Annotated in this window: 24 protein-coding genes and 2 pseudogenes; 18 read left to right on the forward strand and 8 right to left on the reverse strand. The window is 46.9% G+C overall.

What is annotated here, in order from left to right:
- Positions 1-2: 2 nt before the first annotated feature.
- Together WES_RS09810 and WES_RS09805 are read right to left on the reverse strand one after the other, a co-directional pair.
- Positions 3-425: a toxin YdaT family protein gene (locus WES_RS09810; RefSeq protein WP_016158367.1), complete on the reverse strand. Its 423-nt coding sequence runs from the start codon at positions 423-425 to the stop codon at positions 3-5.
- On the reverse strand, positions 422-676 hold the full coding sequence (locus WES_RS09805) for a helix-turn-helix transcriptional regulator (RefSeq protein WP_001072340.1): 255 nt from the start codon (positions 674-676) through the stop codon (positions 422-424). Before WES_RS09805 ends, WES_RS09810 begins: the two co-directional genes overlap by 4 nt.
- Before the next feature lie 79 nt (positions 677-755).
- On the opposite strand from WES_RS09805, the gene WES_RS21995 reads away from it, so the two are divergent.
- The 13 genes from WES_RS21995 to ttcA all read left to right on the forward strand — a co-directional run bounded on the left by WES_RS21995 (position 756) and on the right by ttcA (position 9,445).
- On the forward strand, positions 756-1,175 hold the full coding sequence (locus WES_RS21995; protein ID WP_000233320.1) for a helix-turn-helix domain-containing protein: 420 nt from the start codon (positions 756-758) through the stop codon (positions 1,173-1,175).
- Between the two features lie 288 nt (positions 1,176-1,463).
- Positions 1,464-1,598, forward strand: coding sequence for a hypothetical protein (locus tag WES_RS24525; RefSeq protein WP_001594004.1), 135 nt, complete (start codon positions 1,464-1,466; stop codon positions 1,596-1,598).
- 10 nt (positions 1,599-1,608) lie between these two features.
- On the forward strand, positions 1,609-1,761 hold the full coding sequence (locus WES_RS22000; RefSeq protein ID WP_016158368.1) for a DUF1391 family protein: 153 nt from the start codon (positions 1,609-1,611) through the stop codon (positions 1,759-1,761).
- Positions 1,762-2,181: 420 nt separating this feature from the next.
- The gene (gene kilR / locus WES_RS09800) at positions 2,182-2,403 is read left to right on the forward strand and encodes a killing protein KilR (protein ID WP_000560218.1); all 222 of its coding nucleotides are present in this window, start codon (positions 2,182-2,184) and stop codon (positions 2,401-2,403) included.
- Positions 2,403-2,573 (forward strand): YdaE family protein, encoded by a 171-nt coding sequence (locus WES_RS09795; RefSeq protein ID WP_001427414.1) that lies wholly within the window; start codon positions 2,403-2,405, stop codon positions 2,571-2,573. Before kilR ends, WES_RS09795 begins: the two co-directional genes overlap by 1 nt.
- A gap of 73 nt (positions 2,574-2,646) precedes the next feature.
- Positions 2,647-2,922, forward strand: coding sequence for a hypothetical protein (locus WES_RS09790; RefSeq protein WP_001307773.1), 276 nt, complete (start codon positions 2,647-2,649; stop codon positions 2,920-2,922).
- A gap of 98 nt (positions 2,923-3,020) precedes the next feature.
- Complete coding sequence (recE, locus tag WES_RS09785; protein WP_016158369.1) at positions 3,021-5,672, forward strand: exodeoxyribonuclease VIII; 2,652 nt, start codon at positions 3,021-3,023, stop codon at positions 5,670-5,672.
- Positions 5,665-6,474, forward strand: coding sequence for a recombination protein RecT (gene recT, locus WES_RS09780; RefSeq protein WP_016158370.1), 810 nt, complete (start codon positions 5,665-5,667; stop codon positions 6,472-6,474). The genes recE and recT overlap by 8 nt, the downstream gene beginning before the upstream one ends.
- A gap of 56 nt (positions 6,475-6,530) precedes the next feature.
- Entirely contained in the window at positions 6,531-6,725 is a 195-nt protein-coding gene (gene ralR, locus WES_RS0121465) for a type I toxin-antitoxin system endodeoxyribonuclease toxin RalR (protein WP_001317028.1), read from the forward strand.
- The gene (locus WES_RS09775; RefSeq protein WP_001551036.1) at positions 6,718-6,906 is read left to right on the forward strand and encodes a DUF1187 family protein; all 189 of its coding nucleotides are present in this window, start codon (positions 6,718-6,720) and stop codon (positions 6,904-6,906) included. Before ralR ends, WES_RS09775 begins: the two co-directional genes overlap by 8 nt.
- A 99-nt stretch (positions 6,907-7,005) precedes the next feature.
- The gene (gene xisR / locus WES_RS09770) at positions 7,006-7,221 is read left to right on the forward strand and encodes an excisionase XisR (RefSeq protein ID WP_000079604.1); all 216 of its coding nucleotides are present in this window, start codon (positions 7,006-7,008) and stop codon (positions 7,219-7,221) included.
- Between the two features lies 1 nt (position 7,222).
- Positions 7,223-8,458 (forward strand): site-specific integrase, encoded by a 1,236-nt coding sequence (locus tag WES_RS22725; protein ID WP_000040859.1) that lies wholly within the window; start codon positions 7,223-7,225, stop codon positions 8,456-8,458.
- Positions 8,459-8,509: 51 nt separating this feature from the next.
- Positions 8,510-9,445 carry a tRNA 2-thiocytidine(32) synthetase TtcA gene (gene ttcA, locus WES_RS09765; RefSeq protein ID WP_016158372.1) on the forward strand — a complete coding sequence of 312 codons (936 nt, stop codon included), beginning with the start codon at positions 8,510-8,512 and terminating at the stop codon, positions 9,443-9,445.
- Positions 9,446-9,539: 94 nt separating this feature from the next.
- Here the strand turns inward: ttcA and dbpA are convergent, their stop codons facing one another.
- The 3 genes from dbpA to zntB all read right to left on the reverse strand — a co-directional run bounded on the left by dbpA (position 9,540) and on the right by zntB (position 12,374).
- A complete protein-coding gene (dbpA, locus tag WES_RS09760) occupies positions 9,540-10,913 on the reverse strand; it encodes an ATP-dependent RNA helicase DbpA (RefSeq protein ID WP_000123724.1) in 1,374 nt (457 codons plus the stop codon).
- Positions 10,914-10,942: 29 nt separating this feature from the next.
- Entirely contained in the window at positions 10,943-11,116 is a 174-nt protein-coding gene (ynaL, locus tag WES_RS24670; RefSeq protein ID WP_001296046.1) for a proline-rich small protein YnaL, read from the reverse strand.
- A gap of 274 nt (positions 11,117-11,390) precedes the next feature.
- On the reverse strand, positions 11,391-12,374 hold the full coding sequence (gene zntB / locus WES_RS09750; RefSeq protein ID WP_016158374.1) for a zinc transporter ZntB: 984 nt from the start codon (positions 12,372-12,374) through the stop codon (positions 11,391-11,393).
- A gap of 257 nt (positions 12,375-12,631) precedes the next feature.
- Between zntB and WES_RS09745 the strand changes: the two genes are divergently transcribed.
- The gene (locus WES_RS09745; RefSeq protein WP_000207189.1) at positions 12,632-13,864 is read left to right on the forward strand and encodes a sensor domain-containing diguanylate cyclase; all 1,233 of its coding nucleotides are present in this window, start codon (positions 12,632-12,634) and stop codon (positions 13,862-13,864) included.
- Between the two features lie 20 nt (positions 13,865-13,884).
- Here the strand turns inward: WES_RS09745 and smrA are convergent, their stop codons facing one another.
- Together smrA and WES_RS24755 are read right to left on the reverse strand one after the other, a co-directional pair.
- Positions 13,885-14,448, reverse strand: coding sequence for a DNA endonuclease SmrA (gene smrA, locus WES_RS09740; RefSeq protein ID WP_001046817.1), 564 nt, complete (start codon positions 14,446-14,448; stop codon positions 13,885-13,887).
- Positions 14,449-14,895: 447 nt separating this feature from the next.
- A pseudogene (locus WES_RS24755) lies at positions 14,896-15,091 on the reverse strand (LysR family transcriptional regulator); the annotation flags it as partial.
- A gap of 14 nt (positions 15,092-15,105) precedes the next feature.
- On the opposite strand from WES_RS24755, the pseudogene WES_RS0121480 reads away from it, so the two are divergent.
- The 4 genes and pseudogenes from WES_RS0121480 to uspE all read left to right on the forward strand — a co-directional run.
- Positions 15,106-15,243: pseudogene (locus WES_RS0121480) on the forward strand (hypothetical protein); the annotation flags it as partial.
- 10 nt (positions 15,244-15,253) lie between these two features.
- The gene (ogt, locus tag WES_RS09735) at positions 15,254-15,769 is read left to right on the forward strand and encodes a methylated-DNA--[protein]-cysteine S-methyltransferase (protein WP_000945003.1); all 516 of its coding nucleotides are present in this window, start codon (positions 15,254-15,256) and stop codon (positions 15,767-15,769) included.
- Positions 15,770-15,963: 194 nt separating this feature from the next.
- The gene (gene fnr / locus WES_RS09730; RefSeq protein ID WP_000611910.1) at positions 15,964-16,716 is read left to right on the forward strand and encodes a fumarate/nitrate reduction transcriptional regulator Fnr; all 753 of its coding nucleotides are present in this window, start codon (positions 15,964-15,966) and stop codon (positions 16,714-16,716) included.
- A gap of 151 nt (positions 16,717-16,867) precedes the next feature.
- Entirely contained in the window at positions 16,868-17,818 is a 951-nt protein-coding gene (gene uspE, locus WES_RS09725; RefSeq protein ID WP_001262134.1) for a universal stress protein UspE, read from the forward strand.
- Positions 17,819-17,867: 49 nt separating this feature from the next.
- On the opposite strand, the gene WES_RS09720 is transcribed toward uspE, so the two are convergent.
- Positions 17,868-18,125: a DUF2534 family protein gene (locus tag WES_RS09720; RefSeq protein ID WP_000606103.1), complete on the reverse strand. Its 258-nt coding sequence runs from the start codon at positions 18,123-18,125 to the stop codon at positions 17,868-17,870.
- Positions 18,126-18,270 lie beyond the last annotated feature (145 nt).

An 18,270-nucleotide genomic window follows, 5' to 3' on the forward strand; every position in this document is an offset into this window, starting at 1 on the left:
GCTTAATGAACAATGACAGAATCGTCGGAAGACCCGCCGCCGCTGAAATGTGCTTTCCGGTAAACGGCTTGGACTGCATCATCATGCGCATCAATTGCCGTACTTAACGCTTCCTGCGCCGCCAGTAATGCACGGCGTTCCAGGGTATCGAAGATGCAGAGTCGGTGACGCAGCTCGCGCGGAAGGATTGCCAGAATTGCTGGGATCAGCTTCTGAATTTTTTCTCTTTGCGTTTTCGTTTCACCTTTCAACCAACGGTGATAGATATTCTGCTGATTGTTCCAGTCCTTGCCTGGAACCAGGGGCAATTCGCCGTCCCCCTGGCGCAGATATTCTTCAGTAATTGCATTGGCTACCCATGCCTGCCCTTTTTCGGCTGCCAGGGCTAACAACACTGATTCGATGTGCTCATGCTTGATTTTCATGAATCAACTCCCATCAGCTTTTTCGTAGTAGTTTTATTTTTGCCAATAGTTAAAATTGCATCGGCAGAAAATAATCCGTTTGATGCATGAGCGATTTTTTCAGCGTAATTTGTTTCGCCGGTATATTCTGTGCGAGGCAGTTTTCCGTTATCCATCCATTTGTAGATTGCTCTTTGGCTGACACCACAAACGTCGGCCACAACAGAAACGCGAACAGTTTTGATTACATCTTCAAGTGTTTTCTGGTTCATATCACCCTCACAATGTGAACTTTGAGTACATGCTATAACAGAACTGACAGTACATTCAAGAGCGAATATCATTGAACTTATGGTTCATGAAGATAAAGCGCGTAAAGAGTTCGCCAGTAGGCTTGCGCTAGCCTGTGAAAACGCTGGTTATGAACAACATGGAAGGCAGGCAGAAATTGCCCGTCGAATGAAATTAACACCAAAAGCGGTTAGCAAATGGTTTAATGGCGAAACAATTCCTCGCCGAGAGAAATTAAGGGAATTAGCAACACTCATTGGAACAACACCAACCTATCTTTTGGGAGAGGATACAGAAGAAAGTGGACAGGTACGTTTCTATCAGGAGTTAAATCCAAGACAAAAAATCATCATTGACCTTCTGGACGAGCTCCCTGACAGTGAGACAGATGAACTTTTAAAAACTCTTGAGGAGAAAAAACAGAAGTACAATGCAATTTACGAAGAGTTAGCACGAAAGAAAAAACAAAAAGCCTCTTAAACCAGCATAAATCCGGTAGCGTCTCCCTCCGGGTTTGTGCTTCACTTTATCCCATCTCATTTTTTTACACACAAAATGTACTTAAAGTACTTTACAACAATGAACACAAAGTACATTATATACCTACCAACCCCCCCCCGCCCCACAGAACGCAGGGCAATACTTCGAGTTACCAGGCAGTGGTCAGGGGTTAAGTAGCCAGCCCGAGGCGTATGAACATGACGGCGGGATTCAAATTTTGCAGTGCAGCAGTTAGTTCCGCCACCCGGCGTTAAGGGGAGAGATAAGATGGTGTATTACGAAGTAGTTCAGTTTTTGATGGATTGTTGCGATATCACTTACAGCCAGGCTGTACAGGCTCTACGCAGCAACGACTGGGATCTCTGGCAGGCAGAAGCCTCTATCCGCAACAACAAAATGTGAGGTGCGAAAAATGCAAAAAATCGACCTCGGCAATAACGAATCCCTGGTGTGCGGCGTGTTCCTCAACCAGGATGGAACGTTCACCGCCATGACTTATACCAAAAGCAAAACATTTAAAACAGAAACAGGCGCACGTCGCTGGCTTGCCAGAAATACTTGCTAATCCATTATTTGGATTAATTCAATATTCTCGCTGTAGGGGTATAGCAGAAACCACCAAAGCCCGGAGGTGGTGAAATAAAACCGGGCACAACACGAAGGCGCATTTCCGATATCCATAAAGAGTCGGTCTTGTCTGTTAAATTTAAATGGTGGGAGTGCGCCTCCGGTTGTGAATAACAACACTGCTGTGTGTAGTCTTGGCGGCATCAGTTTTTTCTTGAAGTTCGACTGATGTCCGCCCTTTTTAAAGTGAATTTTGTGATGCGGTGAATGCGGCTAAGCGCACGCGGCACAGTTAAAAGTCATGTTAGTCCTTATTGGTTTGGGTGGGAAAACCGACTGTAATTGTTAACTGGTTGCAGTCACCTGGAGGCACCAGGCACCGCATCAACAAAGTTCATTTGTAAAAATGGAGATAATTATGATTGCACATCACTTCGGAACTGATGAAATACCACGTCAGTGTGTGACTCCTGGTGATTATGTTCTTCATGAAGGCCGGACATATATCGCCTCGGCAAACAATATTAAAAAGCGAAAACTTTATATTCGTAACCTGACTACAAAAACATGCATTTCTGACTGCATGATTAAAGTCTTCCTCGGTCGTGATGGTTTACCTGTAAAGGCGGAGTCATGGTGATGACTAAGAAAATAAAATGTGCTTACCACCTTTGCAATAAAGGAATTGAAGAAAGCAAAAGCATTAAAAGACCACTTCATTTCATGCGTGGAGTTATCCCAACGACGGAAATGAAAAAATATTGTAGTGAAAATTGTGCCGAAAAAGACCAGATGGCACACGAACTTTAATTAACTGACTATGCGAAACTGAATTTATGCCAGCAATGGCAGGGATTCGCTCAACCTTAATTAAGGAGAAAAAATGATTACCAATTATGAAGTCACTGTTGTAACTACCGATGACATTGTTCACGAGGTTAATCTGGAAGGAAAGCGTATTGGCTACGTCATTAAAACAGAAAATAAAGAAACCCCATTCACTGTGGTTGATATTGACGGCCCATCAGGCAACGTAAAAACACTTGATGAAGGTGTCACAAAAATGAGTCTGGTTCACATCGGAAAGAATCTGCCCGCAGAAAAAAAAGCCGGATTTCTGGCAACTCTGATTGCAATGAAATTAAAAGGTGAAATCTGAAAAAAGAAAGCCTGCACAACGTGCAGGCCTGAGTGAAGAACCTGGGACATTTATTCATCACTCGCAGTAATTTTAATCTGAGTTGAGGTTAAAAAACAATGAGCACAAAACCACTCTTCCTTTTACGGAAAGCGAAAAAATCATCCGGTGAACCTGACGTCGTCCTGTGGGCAAGCGACGATTTTGAATCAACCTGTGCCACTCTGGACTACCTGATCGTTAAGTCAGGTAAAAAACTGAGCAACTATTTTAAAGCTGTTGCCACAAATTTTCCTGTCGTTAATGACCTTCCCCCTGAAGGTGAGATCGATTTTACCTGGAGTGAACGCTATCAACTCAGCAAAGACTCCATGACCTGGGAACTAAAACCGGGAGCAGCGCCAGACGACGTTCACCATCAGGAGGATGCACCGGAAACCGAAGAACCGACGGGAGGCCAGGAAGAAAACGCGCAGGCAGACGCCCACGAGGATTGCCAGGATTGCGAAGTCTCTGTAGCCACTTTGCGGTTCACACAGCGTCTTCTGCACATTTTTACGTATGCAGCCGGGGATCGAAAATACCTGCATCATGCCACCCGTGAACAACGCAAACACATTACTGCTCTTGAGATGGATCAGGAAAACAGCTATGTCCAGAATCTGCTGTTGGCCATACGCAGCATGGCAGAACCGACAACTCTGGATAATGCCGCCCTGCTCCGCCTGACTGATGCAATTAAGGCAGTGTTCTCTATCACGAAAAAACATCAGCCCTATGAATTTAAGAATTTCATTTCAGCCTGGCTGGATACCGAACACATTGATCGCGGTCTTCTGACAAAAGAATGGCGAAAAGGGAATCGTGTTTCACGCATCACTCGCACGGCTTCCGGTGCTAATGCTGGCTGCGGGAACCTCACCGATCGCGGCGAAGGTTTCGTCCACGATCTGACGTCACTGGCGCGCGATGTAGCCACTGGCGTACTGGCCCGTTCAATGGACGTGGACATCTATAACCTTCATCCGGCACACGCTAAACGCATTGAGGAAATTATCGCTGAAAATAAACCACCCTTTTCTGTTTTCCGCGACAAATTCATCACCATGCCTGGCGGGCTGGATTATTCCCGCGCCATCGTGGTTGCGTCCGTGAAAGAAGCACCAATTGGGATCGAGGTCATCCCCGCACACGTCACTGAATATCTGAACAAAGTACTGACTGAAACTGATCATGCCAACCCTGATCCGGAAATCGTGGATATTGCCTGCGGTCGCTCCTCGGCCCCGATGCCGCAGCGAGTAACAGAAGAAGGAAAACAGGATGATGAAGAAAAACCGCAACCATCTGGAACAACGGCAGATGAACAGGGAGAGGCTGAAACAATGGAACCGGACGCAACTGAACATCATCAGGACACGCAGCCACTGGATGCTCAGTCACAGGTAAATTCTGTTGAAGCGAAATATCAGGAACTGCGGGCAGAACTCCATGAAGCCCGGAAAAACATTCCATCAAAAAATCCTGTCGATGCCGATAAATTGCTTGCTGCATCACGTGGTGAATTTGTTGACGGAATTAGCGACCCGAACGATCCGAAATGGGTTAAGGGGATCCAGACTCGCGATTCTGTGTACCAGAACCAGCCAGAAACGGAAAAAATCAGCCCGGATATGAAACAACCTGAGCCAGTAGTGCAACAGGAACCGGAAATAGCCTGCAATGCCTGCGGTCAGACTGGCGGGGATAACTGCCCTGACTGTGGTGCGGTGATGGGCGACGCAACATACCAGGAAACATTCGATGAAGAGAATCAGGTTGAAGCTAAGGAAAATGATCCGGAGAAAATGGAAGGCGCTGAACATCCGCACAATGAGAATGCTGGCAGCGATCCGCATCGCGATTGCAGTGATGAAACTGGCGAAGTCGCAGATCCCGTAATCGTAGAAGACATAGAGCCAGGTATTTATTACGGAATTTCGAATGAGAATTACCACGCGGGTCCCGGTGTCAGTAAGTCTCAGCTCGATGACATTGCTGATACTCCGGCACTGTATTTGTGGCGTAAAAATGCCCCCGTGGACACCACAAAGACAAAAACGCTCGATTTAGGAACCGCTTTCCACTGCCGGGTACTTGAACCGGAAGAATTCAGTAACCGCTTTATCGTAGCACCTGAATTTAACCGCCGTACAAACGCCGGAAAAGAAGAGGAGAAAGCGTTTCTGATGGAATGCGCAAACACAGGAAAAACGGTTATCACTGCGGAAGAAGGCCGGAAAATTGAACTCATGTATCAAAGCGTTATGGCTTTGCCGCTGGGGCAATGGCTTGTTGAAAGCGCCGGACACGCTGAATCATCAATTTACTGGGAAGATCCTGAAACAGGAATTTTGTGTCGGTGCCGTCCGGACAAAATTATCCCTGAATTTCACTGGATCATGGACGTGAAAACTACGGCGGATATTCAACGATTCAAAACGGCTTATTACGACTACCGCTATCACGTTCAGGATGCATTCTACAGTGACGGTTATGAAGCACAGTTTGGAGTGCAGCCAACTTTCGTTTTTCTGGTTGCCAGCACAACTATTGAATGCGGACGTTATCCGGTTGAAATTTTCATGATGGGCGAAGAAGCAAAACTGGCAGGTCAGCTGGAATATCACCGCAATCTGCGAACCCTGGCTGACTGCCTCAATACCGATGAATGGCCAGCTATTAAGACGTTATCACTGCCCCGCTGGGCTAAGGAATATGCAAATGACTAAGCAACCACCTATCGCAAAAGCCGATCTGCAAAAAACTCAGGGAAACCGTGCACCAGCAGCAATTAAAAATAACGACGTGATTAGTTTTATTAACCAGCCATCAATGAAAGAGCAACTGGCAGCAGCTCTTCCACGCCATATGACGGCTGAACGTATGATCCGTATCGCCACCACAGAAATTCGTAAAGTTCCGGCGTTAGGAAACTGTGACACTATGAGTTTTGTCAGTGCAATCGTACAGTGTTCACAGCTCGGACTTGAGCCAGGTAGCGCCCTCGGTCATGCATATTTACTGCCTTTTGGTAATAAAAACGAAAAGAGCGGTAAAAAAAACGTTCAGCTAATCATTGGCTATCGCGGCATGATTGATCTGGCTCGCCGTTCAGGTCAAATCGCCAGCCTGTCAGCCCGTGTTGTCCGTGAAGGTGACGAATTTAATTTCGAATTTGGCCTTGATGAAAAGTTAATACACCGCCCAGGAGAAAACGAAGATGCCCCGGTTACCCACGTCTATGCTGTCGCAAGACTGAAAGACGGAGGTACTCAGTTTGAAGTTATGACGCGCAGACAGATTGAGCTGGTGCGCAGCCAGAGTAAAGCTGGTAATAACGGGCCGTGGGTAACTCACTGGGAAGAAATGGCAAAGAAAACAGCTATTCGTCGCCTGTTCAAATATCTGCCCGTATCAATTGAGATCCAGCGTGCAGTATCAATGGATGAAAAGGAACCACTGACAATCGATCCTGCAGATTCCTCTGTATTAACCGGGGAATACAGTGTAATCGATAATTCAGAGGAATAATTCAGTCTGGCGGTGTAATGCACCGCCAACTTGAAATATTTTTTATGAGAAAAATTATGAGATATGACAATGTTAAACCATGTCCATTTTGTGGTTGTCCATCAGTAACGGTGAAAGCCATTTCAGGATATTACCGAGCGAAGTGTAACGGATGCGAATCCCGAACCGGTTATGGTGGAAGTGAAAAAGAAGCACTCGAAAGATGGAATAAACGAACCACTGGAAATAATAATGGAGGTGTTCATGTATAAAATTACCGCCACTATTGAAAAGGAAGGTGGCACTCCTACTAACTGGACAAGATATTCAAAATCTAAACTAACGAAATCAGAATGCGAAAAAATGCTCTCAGGTAAAAAAGAAGCAGCCGTTTCCAGAGAGCAGAAAGTAAAACTGATAAATTTTAATTGCGAGAGACTTCAGTCCTCGTGAATTGCATTGTATTCAAATTAAAACTTCATAGCTGATTATTAATAATCAACATCGGGCGTCAATTTCAGTCTAACATTGGCGCCTGCCAGAGGTGATGCGATGGCACAAGTAATCTTTAATGAAGAGTGGATGGTTGAATACGGCCTGATGCTTCGCACTGGTCTGGGGGCCAGACAAATTGAAGCATACCGCCAGAACTGTTGGGTGGAAGGCTTCCACTTCAAACGAGTATCTCCTTTAGGGAAGCCAGACAGTAAGCGAGGGATTATCTGGTACAACTATCCAAAGATAAATCAGTTTATCAAAGACTCATGATATGTCTAAATTACCAACAGGTGTCGAGATTAGAGGTAGATACATTCGCATCTGGTTCATGTTTCGAGGAAAACGATGTCGGGAAACATTAAAAGGCTGGGAGATTACAAATAGTAATATTAAAAAGGCCGGAAATTTAAGATCGCTGATAGTTCATGAAATAAACTCCGGTGAATTTGAGTATTTAAGACGTTTTCCCCAGTCCAGCACTGGGGCAAAAATGGTGACAACGAGAGTCATAAAAACGTTCGGAGAACTTTGTGATATCTGGACAAAAATTAAAGAGACAGAGTTAACAACAAACACAATGAAGAAAACGAAATCACAATTAAAAACACTCAGAATAATAATTTGTGAAAGTACCCCGATATCACATATTCGTTATAGCGATATCTTAAACTACCGGAATGAACTGCTGCATGGAGAAACGCTTTACCTGGATAATCCAAGATCCAACAAAAAAGGAAGAACCGTGCGCACAGTTGATAACTATATCGCCCTGCTCTGTTCGCTGTTGCGTTTTGCGTATCAGTCGGGATTTATATCAACCAAACCATTTGAAGGAGTAAAAAAATTACAGCGAAACAGAATAAAGCCTGATCCGTTATCTAAAACAGAATTCAATGCATTAATGGAAAGTGAAAAAGGACAGAGCCAGAACTTGTGGAAATTTGCCGTTTACTCAGGACTTCGTCACGGGGAACTGGCAGCTCTGGCGTGGGAGGATGTGGATCTCGAAAAGGGAATAGTGAATGTCAGAAGAAACCTGACGATACTTGATATGTTCGGTCCCCCAAAAACAAATGCCGGGATCCGGACAGTAACACTACTGCAGCCTGCTCTTGAAGCACTGAAGGAGCAATACAAACTGACCGGGCATCATCGCAAAAGCGAAATCACTTTTTATCATCGGGAGTACGGCAGAACCGAAAAGCAAAAACTGCATTTTGTTTTCATGCCCAGAGTGTGTAACGGAAAACAGAAACCTTATTACTCGGTAAGCAGTTTGGGTGCGAGATGGAATGCAGCAGTAAAACGTGCTGGTATTCGCCGCCGTAATCCGTACCATACGCGGCATACTTTTGCCTGCTGGCTGTTGACGGCAGGAGCGAACCCGGCGTTTATAGCCAGCCAGATGGGGCATGAAACTGCGCAGATGGTGTATGAAATTTACGGTATGTGGATTGATGACATGAACGACGAACAGGTAGCCATGTTGAATGCGCGGTTATCGTAGTTGCAAAGTTTGCCCCCAATTTGCCCCATTTAGTACCAGAGAACTGAAATAATGAAAGAAAATCAACAAATTACAAAGAAAGAACAATACAACCTGAACAAATTGCAAAAACGTCTGCGTCGTAACGTAGGCGAAGCTATTGCTGACTTCAATATGATTGAAGATGGCGATCGCATTATGGTTTGCCTCTCCGGGGGTAAAGACAGCTATACCATGCTGGAGATTCTGCGTAATTTGCAGCAAAGTGCGCCAATCAGTTTTTCGCTGGTTGCCGTTAACCTCGACCAGAAACAACCTGGCTTCCCGGAACATGTGCTGCCGGAGTATCTCGAAAAACTGGGCGTTGAGTACAAGATTGTTGAAGAGAACACTTACGGTATCGTGAAAGAGAAGATTCCTGAGGGCAAAACCACCTGCTCACTGTGCTCTCGTCTGCGTCGCGGTATCCTTTACCGCACCGCAACGGAACTGGGTGCGACGAAGATCGCGCTGGGTCACCATCGTGACGATATCCTGCAAACGTTGTTCCTGAATATGTTCTACGGCGGCAAGATGAAAGGTATGCCGCCGAAGCTGATGAGCGATGATGGCAAGCACATCGTTATTCGCCCGTTGGCCTACTGCCGCGAAAAAGATATTCAACGCTTTGCCGATGCGAAAGCATTCCCGATTATTCCGTGCAACCTGTGTGGTTCACAGCCTAACCTGCAACGTCAGGTGATTGCTGATATGCTGCGTGACTGGGATAAGCGTTATCCGGGGCGAATTGAGACGATGTTCAGCGCGATGCAGAATGTGGTGCCGTCTCATTTGTGCGATACCAGTCTTTTCGATTTCAAAGGCATTACCCACGGTTCCGAAGTGGTTAACGGCGGTGATCTGGCGTTCGATCGCGAAGAGATCCCACTACAGCCTGCGGGCTGGCAGCCTGAAGAAGATGAGAATCAGCTGGATGAATTACGGCTGAATGTGGTTGAAGTGAAATAACCAGGATAACGCCCGATGCGCAAACTTATCGGGCTACTCTTGCATAGGCCGGATAAGACGCAACCAGCGTCGCATCCGGCAATTCAACATTTCGTTATTTTAATAATCGCACCCGGCACGTTTTCCCTTTAACCTTCCCGCCCTGTAACTGCTTCCATGCCTTATGGGCGACACTCTGACGCACTGCGACATAGACATGCGCCGGATGCACAGCAATTTTGCCAATATCTGCGCCATCAAGGCCGATATCGCCCGTCAACGCACCTAACACATCGCCCGGTCGCATTTTGGCTTTTTTCCCGCCATCAATGCACAACGTCGCCATCTCTGCTTCCAGCGGCACAATGGAACTACTGGCTGGCGGCGTTTGCCAGTTAAGTTTTATCTGCAACATGTCAGAAATGATATTGGCGCGCTGTGCTTCTTCCGGGGCACAGAAACTGATCGCCAGTCCGCTATTTCCTGCACGCGCTGTACGCCCGATGCGATGTACATGAACTTCAGGATCCCACGCCAGTTCAAAGTTCACTACCAGCTCAAGAGATTTGATATCCAGACCGCGCGCTGCGACATCGGTCGCTACCAGCACGCGGGCGCTACCGTTAGCAAAACGTACCAGGGTCTGATCGCGGTCACGTTGCTCCAGATCGCCATGTAACGACAATGCACTTTGCCCTACTTCATTCAGCGCGTCACACACAGCCTGACAATCTTTTTTAGTATTACAAAACACCACACAAGACGAGGGTTGATGCAAACTTAATAACCGTTGTAATAACGGAATTTTAGCCTTGCTGGATGTTTCATAAAATTGTTGTTCAATAGGCGGTAAAGCATCTGTCGAATCAATTTCAATCGCCAAAGGATCGCGTTGTACACGACCGCTAATCGCAGCAATTGCGTCTGGCCAGGTCGCCGAAAACAAAAGCGTCTGACGAGAAGCAGGAGCAAAACGGATCACATCATCAATGGCATCACTAAATCCCATATCCAACATGCGGTCAGCTTCATCCATCACCAGCGTATTCAACGCATCCAGCGATACCGTGCCTTTTTGCAGGTGATCGAGCAAACGACCCGGCGTTGCCACGATAATATGCGGCGCATGTTGCAGCGAATCACGCTGCATACCGAACGGTTGACCACCGCATAAGGTCAAAATTTTGGTATTTGGCAGAAAACGCGCCAACCGACGCAATTCCCCGGCAACCTGATCCGCCAGCTCACGCGTAGGACACAGTACCAAAGCCTGGGTCTGAAACAGCGACGCATCAATTTGCTGTAACAACCCGAGGCCAAATGCCGCCGTTTTGCCGCTGCCGGTTTTCGCCTGCACGCGAACGTCTTTTCCGGCAAGGATCGCCGGAAGCGCGGCGGCCTGTACAGGCGTCATGGTTAAATAACCCAACTCATTAAGGTTAGTGAGCTGGGCGGGAGGCAAAACGTTCAGGGTAGAAAAAGCGGTCACAATCTATTCTCGTGGTCATCGACGCAAAATTAGCAGGCGCGTATCCTCGCAGATCTACGCTCACGATGCGACAATTTAATCGGTTCTTCATCTGGCGGCGGGTCGGGCATAGGTTGCGGACGAGGAATCGGATCAGGCACTGGAACAGGATCGCCAGGAATCGGTTCAGGGACAGGAATTTGCAAATAAATGAGTGTCGTCATATTTCCCTCCGGTCATTGGGTAGACTCTTAAAGGGTAGACGCTGACAAATAACAGGCAAAAAAAAGCCGACTCATCTAAGTCGGCGTCGTACGAATCAATTGTGCTATGCAGTAATTCAAAAAAGGAAGTAAGACAATATGGAGCGCAACGCCCATCGCTTGACGTTGCATTCACCTGCGAGGAAGATATTGCCCTGAATGGGTAGAGAGTTTATTGACTTCGCTCAAACTTTAAGGCGTTTTTGTATACAGTAAGTAGACAAATTTTCTTTTGTTACAACCATTTACTACGATGCAACCATAAAGCAACACCACCAATAAGAACAACTAACAGAATACAAAAAAGCGAAAAGCCGAATTGCCATCCCCCGCCAGGAATACCACCAAGGTTGACGCCAAATAACCCCGTTAAAAACGTACTGGGTAAAAAGACCATTGCCATCAAGGACATTGTATACGTGCGACGCGCTAAATTTTCCTGCATGACCTGAGCGATTTCATCCGCCATCACGCCAGTTCGGGCAATACAGGCGTCAATCTCATCCAGACCACGTCCGAGGCGGTCGGCAATATCCTGCATTCGACGGCGTTGGTCGTCATTCATCCACGGCAATCGCTCGCTGGCAAGACGAGCATAAACATCACGTTGCGGCGCCATATAGCGACGCATAACAATTAATTGTTTACGCAGTAGCGCCAGGAAACCGCGCGGAGGAATTTGTTGATCGAGTAGATTATCTTCCAGGTCGATAATTTTATCGTGCAGTTGTTCTATAAACTCACTGGAATGATCGGTCAACGCATCACACACATCCACCAACCAGCCGCCGCAATCGGTCGGACCAGTGCCCTCTTCCAGATCGCTAACCACATCATCCAACGCCAACACTTTACGTTGTCGGGTCGAGACAATTAACCGTCCGTCCATATAAACACGCATGGCCACCAGCTGGTCGGGACGTTCATCAGTACTGCCATTAATGCAGCGCAAAGTAATCAGCGTCCCTTCGCCAAGACGACTGACTCTGGGCCGTGTACTTTCTCCCGCCAGCGCATCGCGCACATTATTTGGCAGCAGTGGTGTCGTCGCCAGCCACTGGGCGCTGTCATGGTGCACATAATTGAGGTGGAGCCAGCAAGGATGCGCTTCATCTATCTCATCTGTATTTTCCAGCGGTTTAACGCCACCTTTGCCATCCAGAATCCAGGCAAATACTGCATCCGGGACATTTACGTCCGCTCCCTTAATCACTTCCACAGTGCCTCCCATCATCAACGGATTATTTTGTAGTCTAGTCTTCTGGTCATGTTACGCAAAATCTCATCACCCCATTACCCTGAAATGATTAATAAAATCCTGTCAAAATTAAATACAGAAAGCAAAATACTTTTCCTGATTCGAAAACGTGTGAAGCGTTAAATAGCGTCTATCATTATCAGAATTATCTGATCATTTGTCGTGGCATTTTTGCGATCAGGTAGCAACAAAAGATTGATAAAAATAACGGGATTTCAATGACTACGCACAACTTCAATACCCTGGACTTATTAACCAGTCCTGTCTGGATCGTTTCACCCTTCGAGGAACAATTAATTTATGCCAATAGTGCTGCGCGACTGTTGATGCAAGAACTCACTTTTAGTCAGCTACGTACCGGCCTCTATTCCATCTCCTCGCAAAACGAACTGCCTAAATACCTTACGGACCTGCATAACCAGCTTGATATTGTAGAAATCCTCACTGTCCAGCGTAATGGTGAAGATACAGCATTAAGCTGTCGGTTGACCCTCAAAGAGATTAATGACATAGAGAAAGTAATTATATTTGAAGGAATGGAAACACCCGCAACTCTGGGTTTAAAAGCCAGCCGCTCTGCGAATTATCAACGTAAAAAACAAGGGTTTTATGCGCGTTTTTTTCTGACTAACTCCGCGCCAATGTTGTTGATAGATCCCTCGCGTGATGGCCAAATCGTCGATGCCAATCTGGCCGCGCTTAATTTCTATGGCTATAACCATGAAACAATGTGTCAGAAACACACCTGGGAAATTAATATGCTTGGGCGTCGCGTTATGCCTGTCATGCATGAAATTTCACGTTTACCCGGCGGGCATAAGCCCCTCAATTTTGTCCATAAACTGGCAGATGGTTCCGTTCGACACGTACAAACTTATGCTGGACCAATTGAGATTTACGGTGACAGGTTAATGTTATGCATCGTACATGATATTACTGAGCAAAAAAGGCTCGAGGAACAGCTGGAACATGCGGCCCACCATGATGCGCTAACGGGATTACTTAACCGTCGACAGTTTTACTACATAACTGAACCAGGACAGATGCAGCACCTGGCAATCGCTCAGGACTACAGTTTGCTACTCATCGACACCGATCGTTTTAAACATATCAATGACTTATACGGTCATCAGAAAGGGGATGAAGTGTTATACGCACTTGCCCGTACACTCGAAAGCTGCGCCCGCAAAGGTGATTTGGTGTTTCGCTGGGGTGGTGAAGAGTTCGTCTTATTATTGCCCAGAACCCCTCTGGATACTGCACTTTCGTTGGCTGAAACTATCCGCTTGAGCGTGGCAAAAGTGAGCATTTCGGGCTTGCCGCGCTTCACCGTCAGTATTGGCGTGGCGCATAACGAAGGAAATGAAAGTATTGATGAACTGTTTAAACGGGTCGATGATGCGTTGTATCGGGCAAAAAATGATGGACGCAACCGCGTGCTGGCAGCATAAGCCACGGAAGCGTCCCGTGATCAACGGCTGCGTTTAGCGTGGCGCTCCCAGTTTTCCTGCTTCGCCTGCGCCGTTTTACGGAGTGCGACGTAACACGCCCCGCTGCCGCCATGATGCGGTAGCGCGGTACAATATGCCTGAACATCATCAAACTCGGTCAGCCAGCGCGCCACATAGCTGCGAACAATGTTGGCGTGCGATTTATCGTCCCGCCCCTTGCCATGAATAATCAGCACGTTACGCAAACCATCCGCCAATGCCTGTTGAATAAAACTGAACACTATTTTGCGGCACTCTTCCACCGGCTGACGTAGAAGATTCAGGCTGGCCTGCTGCGGATATTTACCGCTGCGTAACTTATCCAGCACCCCATGTTGCAGCCCTTCCCGCCGAAACTCCAGCGGCTGGCTTAGCGGGATGATGTCGAGAAATCCAGTGGTAAGGAAATTATCAAGTTGCAGCGTGTCGATACGCTGCGGCGCACGTTGGTTACGCGTTGGATGCCAGTGGACATCTGTAGCGCGCTTCAGTGGCTGGACATCTTCCATGGCGTCAAGAAACAGCGATTTGTCGTCAAGGTTCATGTAACCTCCTATGCACCTTCACACATCTGATATTTGCTGCATCGTTCACTTCGCAGATTGAAACAATACTTTGCTCCATACCTGCTGGTGTCTGCACAGGCGGGGCATTTTATACTAGCCTGGTGACAGTATCGAACAGTTTAGGCCGGGTTTAATTCAGCACAGGCATCCGATCAGGGTGATTTATTCATAGCAGGAACTAACAAAAATGCGATGAAGAGCAGAACGCAGATTAGCGATGCATGATTATGCAATCACGAGACGAATGATTTAACTTATATTTTCGTGAAATCTGTCACTGAAGAAAATTGGCAACGGATGGGCAAAACCGTTATAACACTGTCACCGGTCACGAGGAACCCAGGCCGGATTTAAGACGCGGATGCACTGCTGTGTGTACTGTAGAGTCTGGCGGATGTCGACAGGCTCTATTTTTTTATTCATTTTTTAGCTCTGTAAATAACTACATTCTCGCCGGGATTGGGTGATGAATGGCGAGTTCAGTGGTGCCAGGCGGCTATCACGCTGCTGAATCAAATAACAGGTCGCCTTCGGTAAAATTTCGCTGACTGGAATTATTCCAGCCTCGATCCAGGTGATGGAACACCCCCATTTATTCAGGCAGAAAAATCAAAAAATCGCTTTATGCGACCAGATCGCGACAAACCAGACGCGAAACCAGGTACTTACTCTTTGTTAGTCTTAATCTTTTTGGTGGTATGGCTGCTAATGTTGCTGGCGTGGTATCTTATCGGTCAGCCTATTGGTTCGGGGATTTACCCACGTTTGTCTTAAGAGAGAACGGATGCTGAGATTACTTGAAGAAAAAATTGCCACGCCACTGGGACCTCTGTGGGTAATTTGCGATGAACAATTTCGTCTGCGGGCGGTTGAATGGGAAGAGTACAGCGAACGCATGGTGCAGCTGCTGGACATCCATTATCGCAAAGAAGGTTATGAGCGCATTTCTGCCACCAACCCAGGGGGCTTAAGCGACAAACTTCGTGACTATTTTGCCGGGAATCTTAGCATTATTGATACCCTTCCTACCGCCACAGGAGGCACGCCATTTCAGCGCGAAGTCTGGAAAACACTGCGCACTATCCCCTGCGGGCAGGTAATGCATTACGGTCAACTTGCTGAACATCTGGGTCGACCAGGCGCAGCGCGTGCCGTTGGCGCAGCAAATGGCTCTAATCCGATCAGCATTGTCGTCCCTTGCCACCGGGTTATTGGACGAAACGGCACGATGACAGGATATGCAGGCGGAGTGCAGCGAAAAGAGTGGTTATTGCGCCATGAAGGCTATCTGCTGCTATAAACCTTAAACAATTTGTGCCGATTTGTTCACAGTTTTATGTAAAGTTACCCTTAACAATTTAAAGGTTTTCAACGGGATAGACATAAATTTACATCTATTATCGGAATTCTCCGCTGTTAAGGTTTGCTTAGACTTACTTGCTCCCTAAAAAGATGTTAAAATTGACAAATATCAATTACGGCTTGAGCAGACCTATGATCCCGGAAAAGCGAATTATACGGCGCATTCAGTCTGGCGGTTGTGCTATCCATTGCCAGGATTGCAGCATCAGTCAGCTTTGCATCCCGTTCACACTCAACGAACATGAGCTTGATCAGCTTGATAATATCATCGAGCGAAAGAAGCCTATTCAGAAAGGCCAGACGCTGTTTAAGGCTGGTGATGAACTTAAATCGCTTTATGCCATCCGCTCCGGTACGATTAAAAGTTATACCATCACAGAGCAAGGCGACGAGCAAATCACTGGCTTCCATTTAGCAGGCGATCTGGTAGGTTTTGACGCTATTGGTAGCGGTCATCACCCGAGTTTCGCCCAGGCGCTGGAAACCTCAATGGTATGTGAAATCCCGTTCGAAACCCTGGACGATCTGTCTGGTAAAATGCCGAATCTGCGTCAGCAGATGATGCGTCTGATGAGCGGTGAAATCAAAGGCGATCAGGACATGATCCTGCTGTTGTCGAAGAAAAATGCAGAAGAACGCCTGGCTGCTTTTATCTACAACCTGTCCCGTCGTTTTGCCCAACGCGGCTTCTCCCCTCGTGAATTCCGCCTGACGATGACTCGTGGCGATATCGGTAACTATCTTGGCCTGACGGTAGAAACCATCAGTCGTCTGCTGGGTCGTTTCCAGAAAAGCGGCATGTTGGCAGTCAAAGGTAAATACATCACCATCGAAAATAACGATGCGCTGGCCTTGCTTGCTGGTCATACGCGTAACGTTGCCTGATTTTTCCGCATAATCAACTATCCTTCTGTCATATCATTAAATTTTTCTGATTTATTGATCTGGCAGAAGGTTCATCACTGTTTCATTCACCAGATATGGGTTAATCTTTTAATTACAAACTGCGTTGACAGTTGTTGTAAGGAGACCCTGTATGGCTATGTATCAGAACATGCTCGTTGTTATCGACCCTAACCAGGACGATCAACCGGCATTACGGCGAGCTGTTTATTTACATCAACGGATTGGTGGCAAAATTAAAGCCTTTTTGCCGATTTATGACTTCTCATACGAAATGACTACCCTGCTCTCTCCCGACGAGCGTACCGCTATGCGTCAGGGGGTTATCAGCCAGCGTACTGCCTGGATCCATGAGCAGGCAAAGTATTATCTCAACGCTGGCGTCCCGATTGAAATTAAAGTGGTATGGCATAACCGTCCTTTCGAAGCCATCATTCAGGAAGTGGTTAGCAGTGGGCACGATCTGGTGCTAAAAATGGCGCACCAACATGACCGTCTGGAAGCGGTTATTTTCACCCCTACCGACTGGCACCTGTTACGCAAATGCCCAAGCCCGGTGTGGATGGTGAAAGACCAGCCGTGGCCGGAAGGTGGTAAGGCGCTGGTGGCGGTGAATCTCGCCAGTGAAGAGCCGTATCATAATGCGCTCAATGAAAAACTGGTGAAAGAAACGATCGAGCTGGCGGAACAGGTAAATCACACCGAAGTCCATCTGGTTGGCGCCTACCCCGTAACACCTATCAATATTGCCATTGAACTGCCGGAATTTGATCCAAGCGTTTATAACGATGCCATTCGTGGACAACATTTGCTGGCGATGAAAGCCCTGCGGCAGAAATTCGGCATTAATGAAAACATGACGCACGTTGAAAAAGGTTTGCCTGAAGAAGTGATTCCAGATCTGGCCGAACATTTGCAGGCAGGGATTGTCGTTCTTGGCACTGTGGGACGCACCGGTATCTCTGCGGCATTCCTTGGTAATACGGCAGAACAGGTGATTGATCATCTCCGCTGCGATTTGCTGGTGATTAAACCTGACCAGTACCAGACGCCTGTCGAACTGGATGACGAAGAAGACGATTAATTGTTTATCAATTACTTGCAAGGCCCGATATCTCGGGCCTTTCTTTTATTTACTTCTCATCACCACCGAGGAAATAAATTCCCAGCGGGATTGCCAGCAATACAGTAAAGACCAGACTATAAACAAGAATCATCGATGACTGAATCACATACATTGATGTCGTCCAGTCAGAAAGCGGAATATTATATTGTTCGATAACACCGCCGATAGTCGCGCGAGTCACAACTGACGCCGCAATAATGAAAACCGCCAACAGACCAAAGAGAAACTTCTTCCCCTTTGCTGACTTCAGCTTCGTCATGATCATGATGTAATCCTTATGCAGATAAACTCTTTGTTACTTGTGCGTAACAATATCATGACATTTCCTCGTTGTCTGCCCCGAAAGCATGAGATTGTTGCCGTTCAAATCATCAACCCATTGATAAATTCGCTAATGTTGCTACTTCCTT

It is taken from the genome of Escherichia sp. KTE31, from assembly GCF_000407925.1.
GTDB classification, from domain to species: Bacteria; Pseudomonadota; Gammaproteobacteria; order Enterobacterales; family Enterobacteriaceae; genus Escherichia; species Escherichia ruysiae.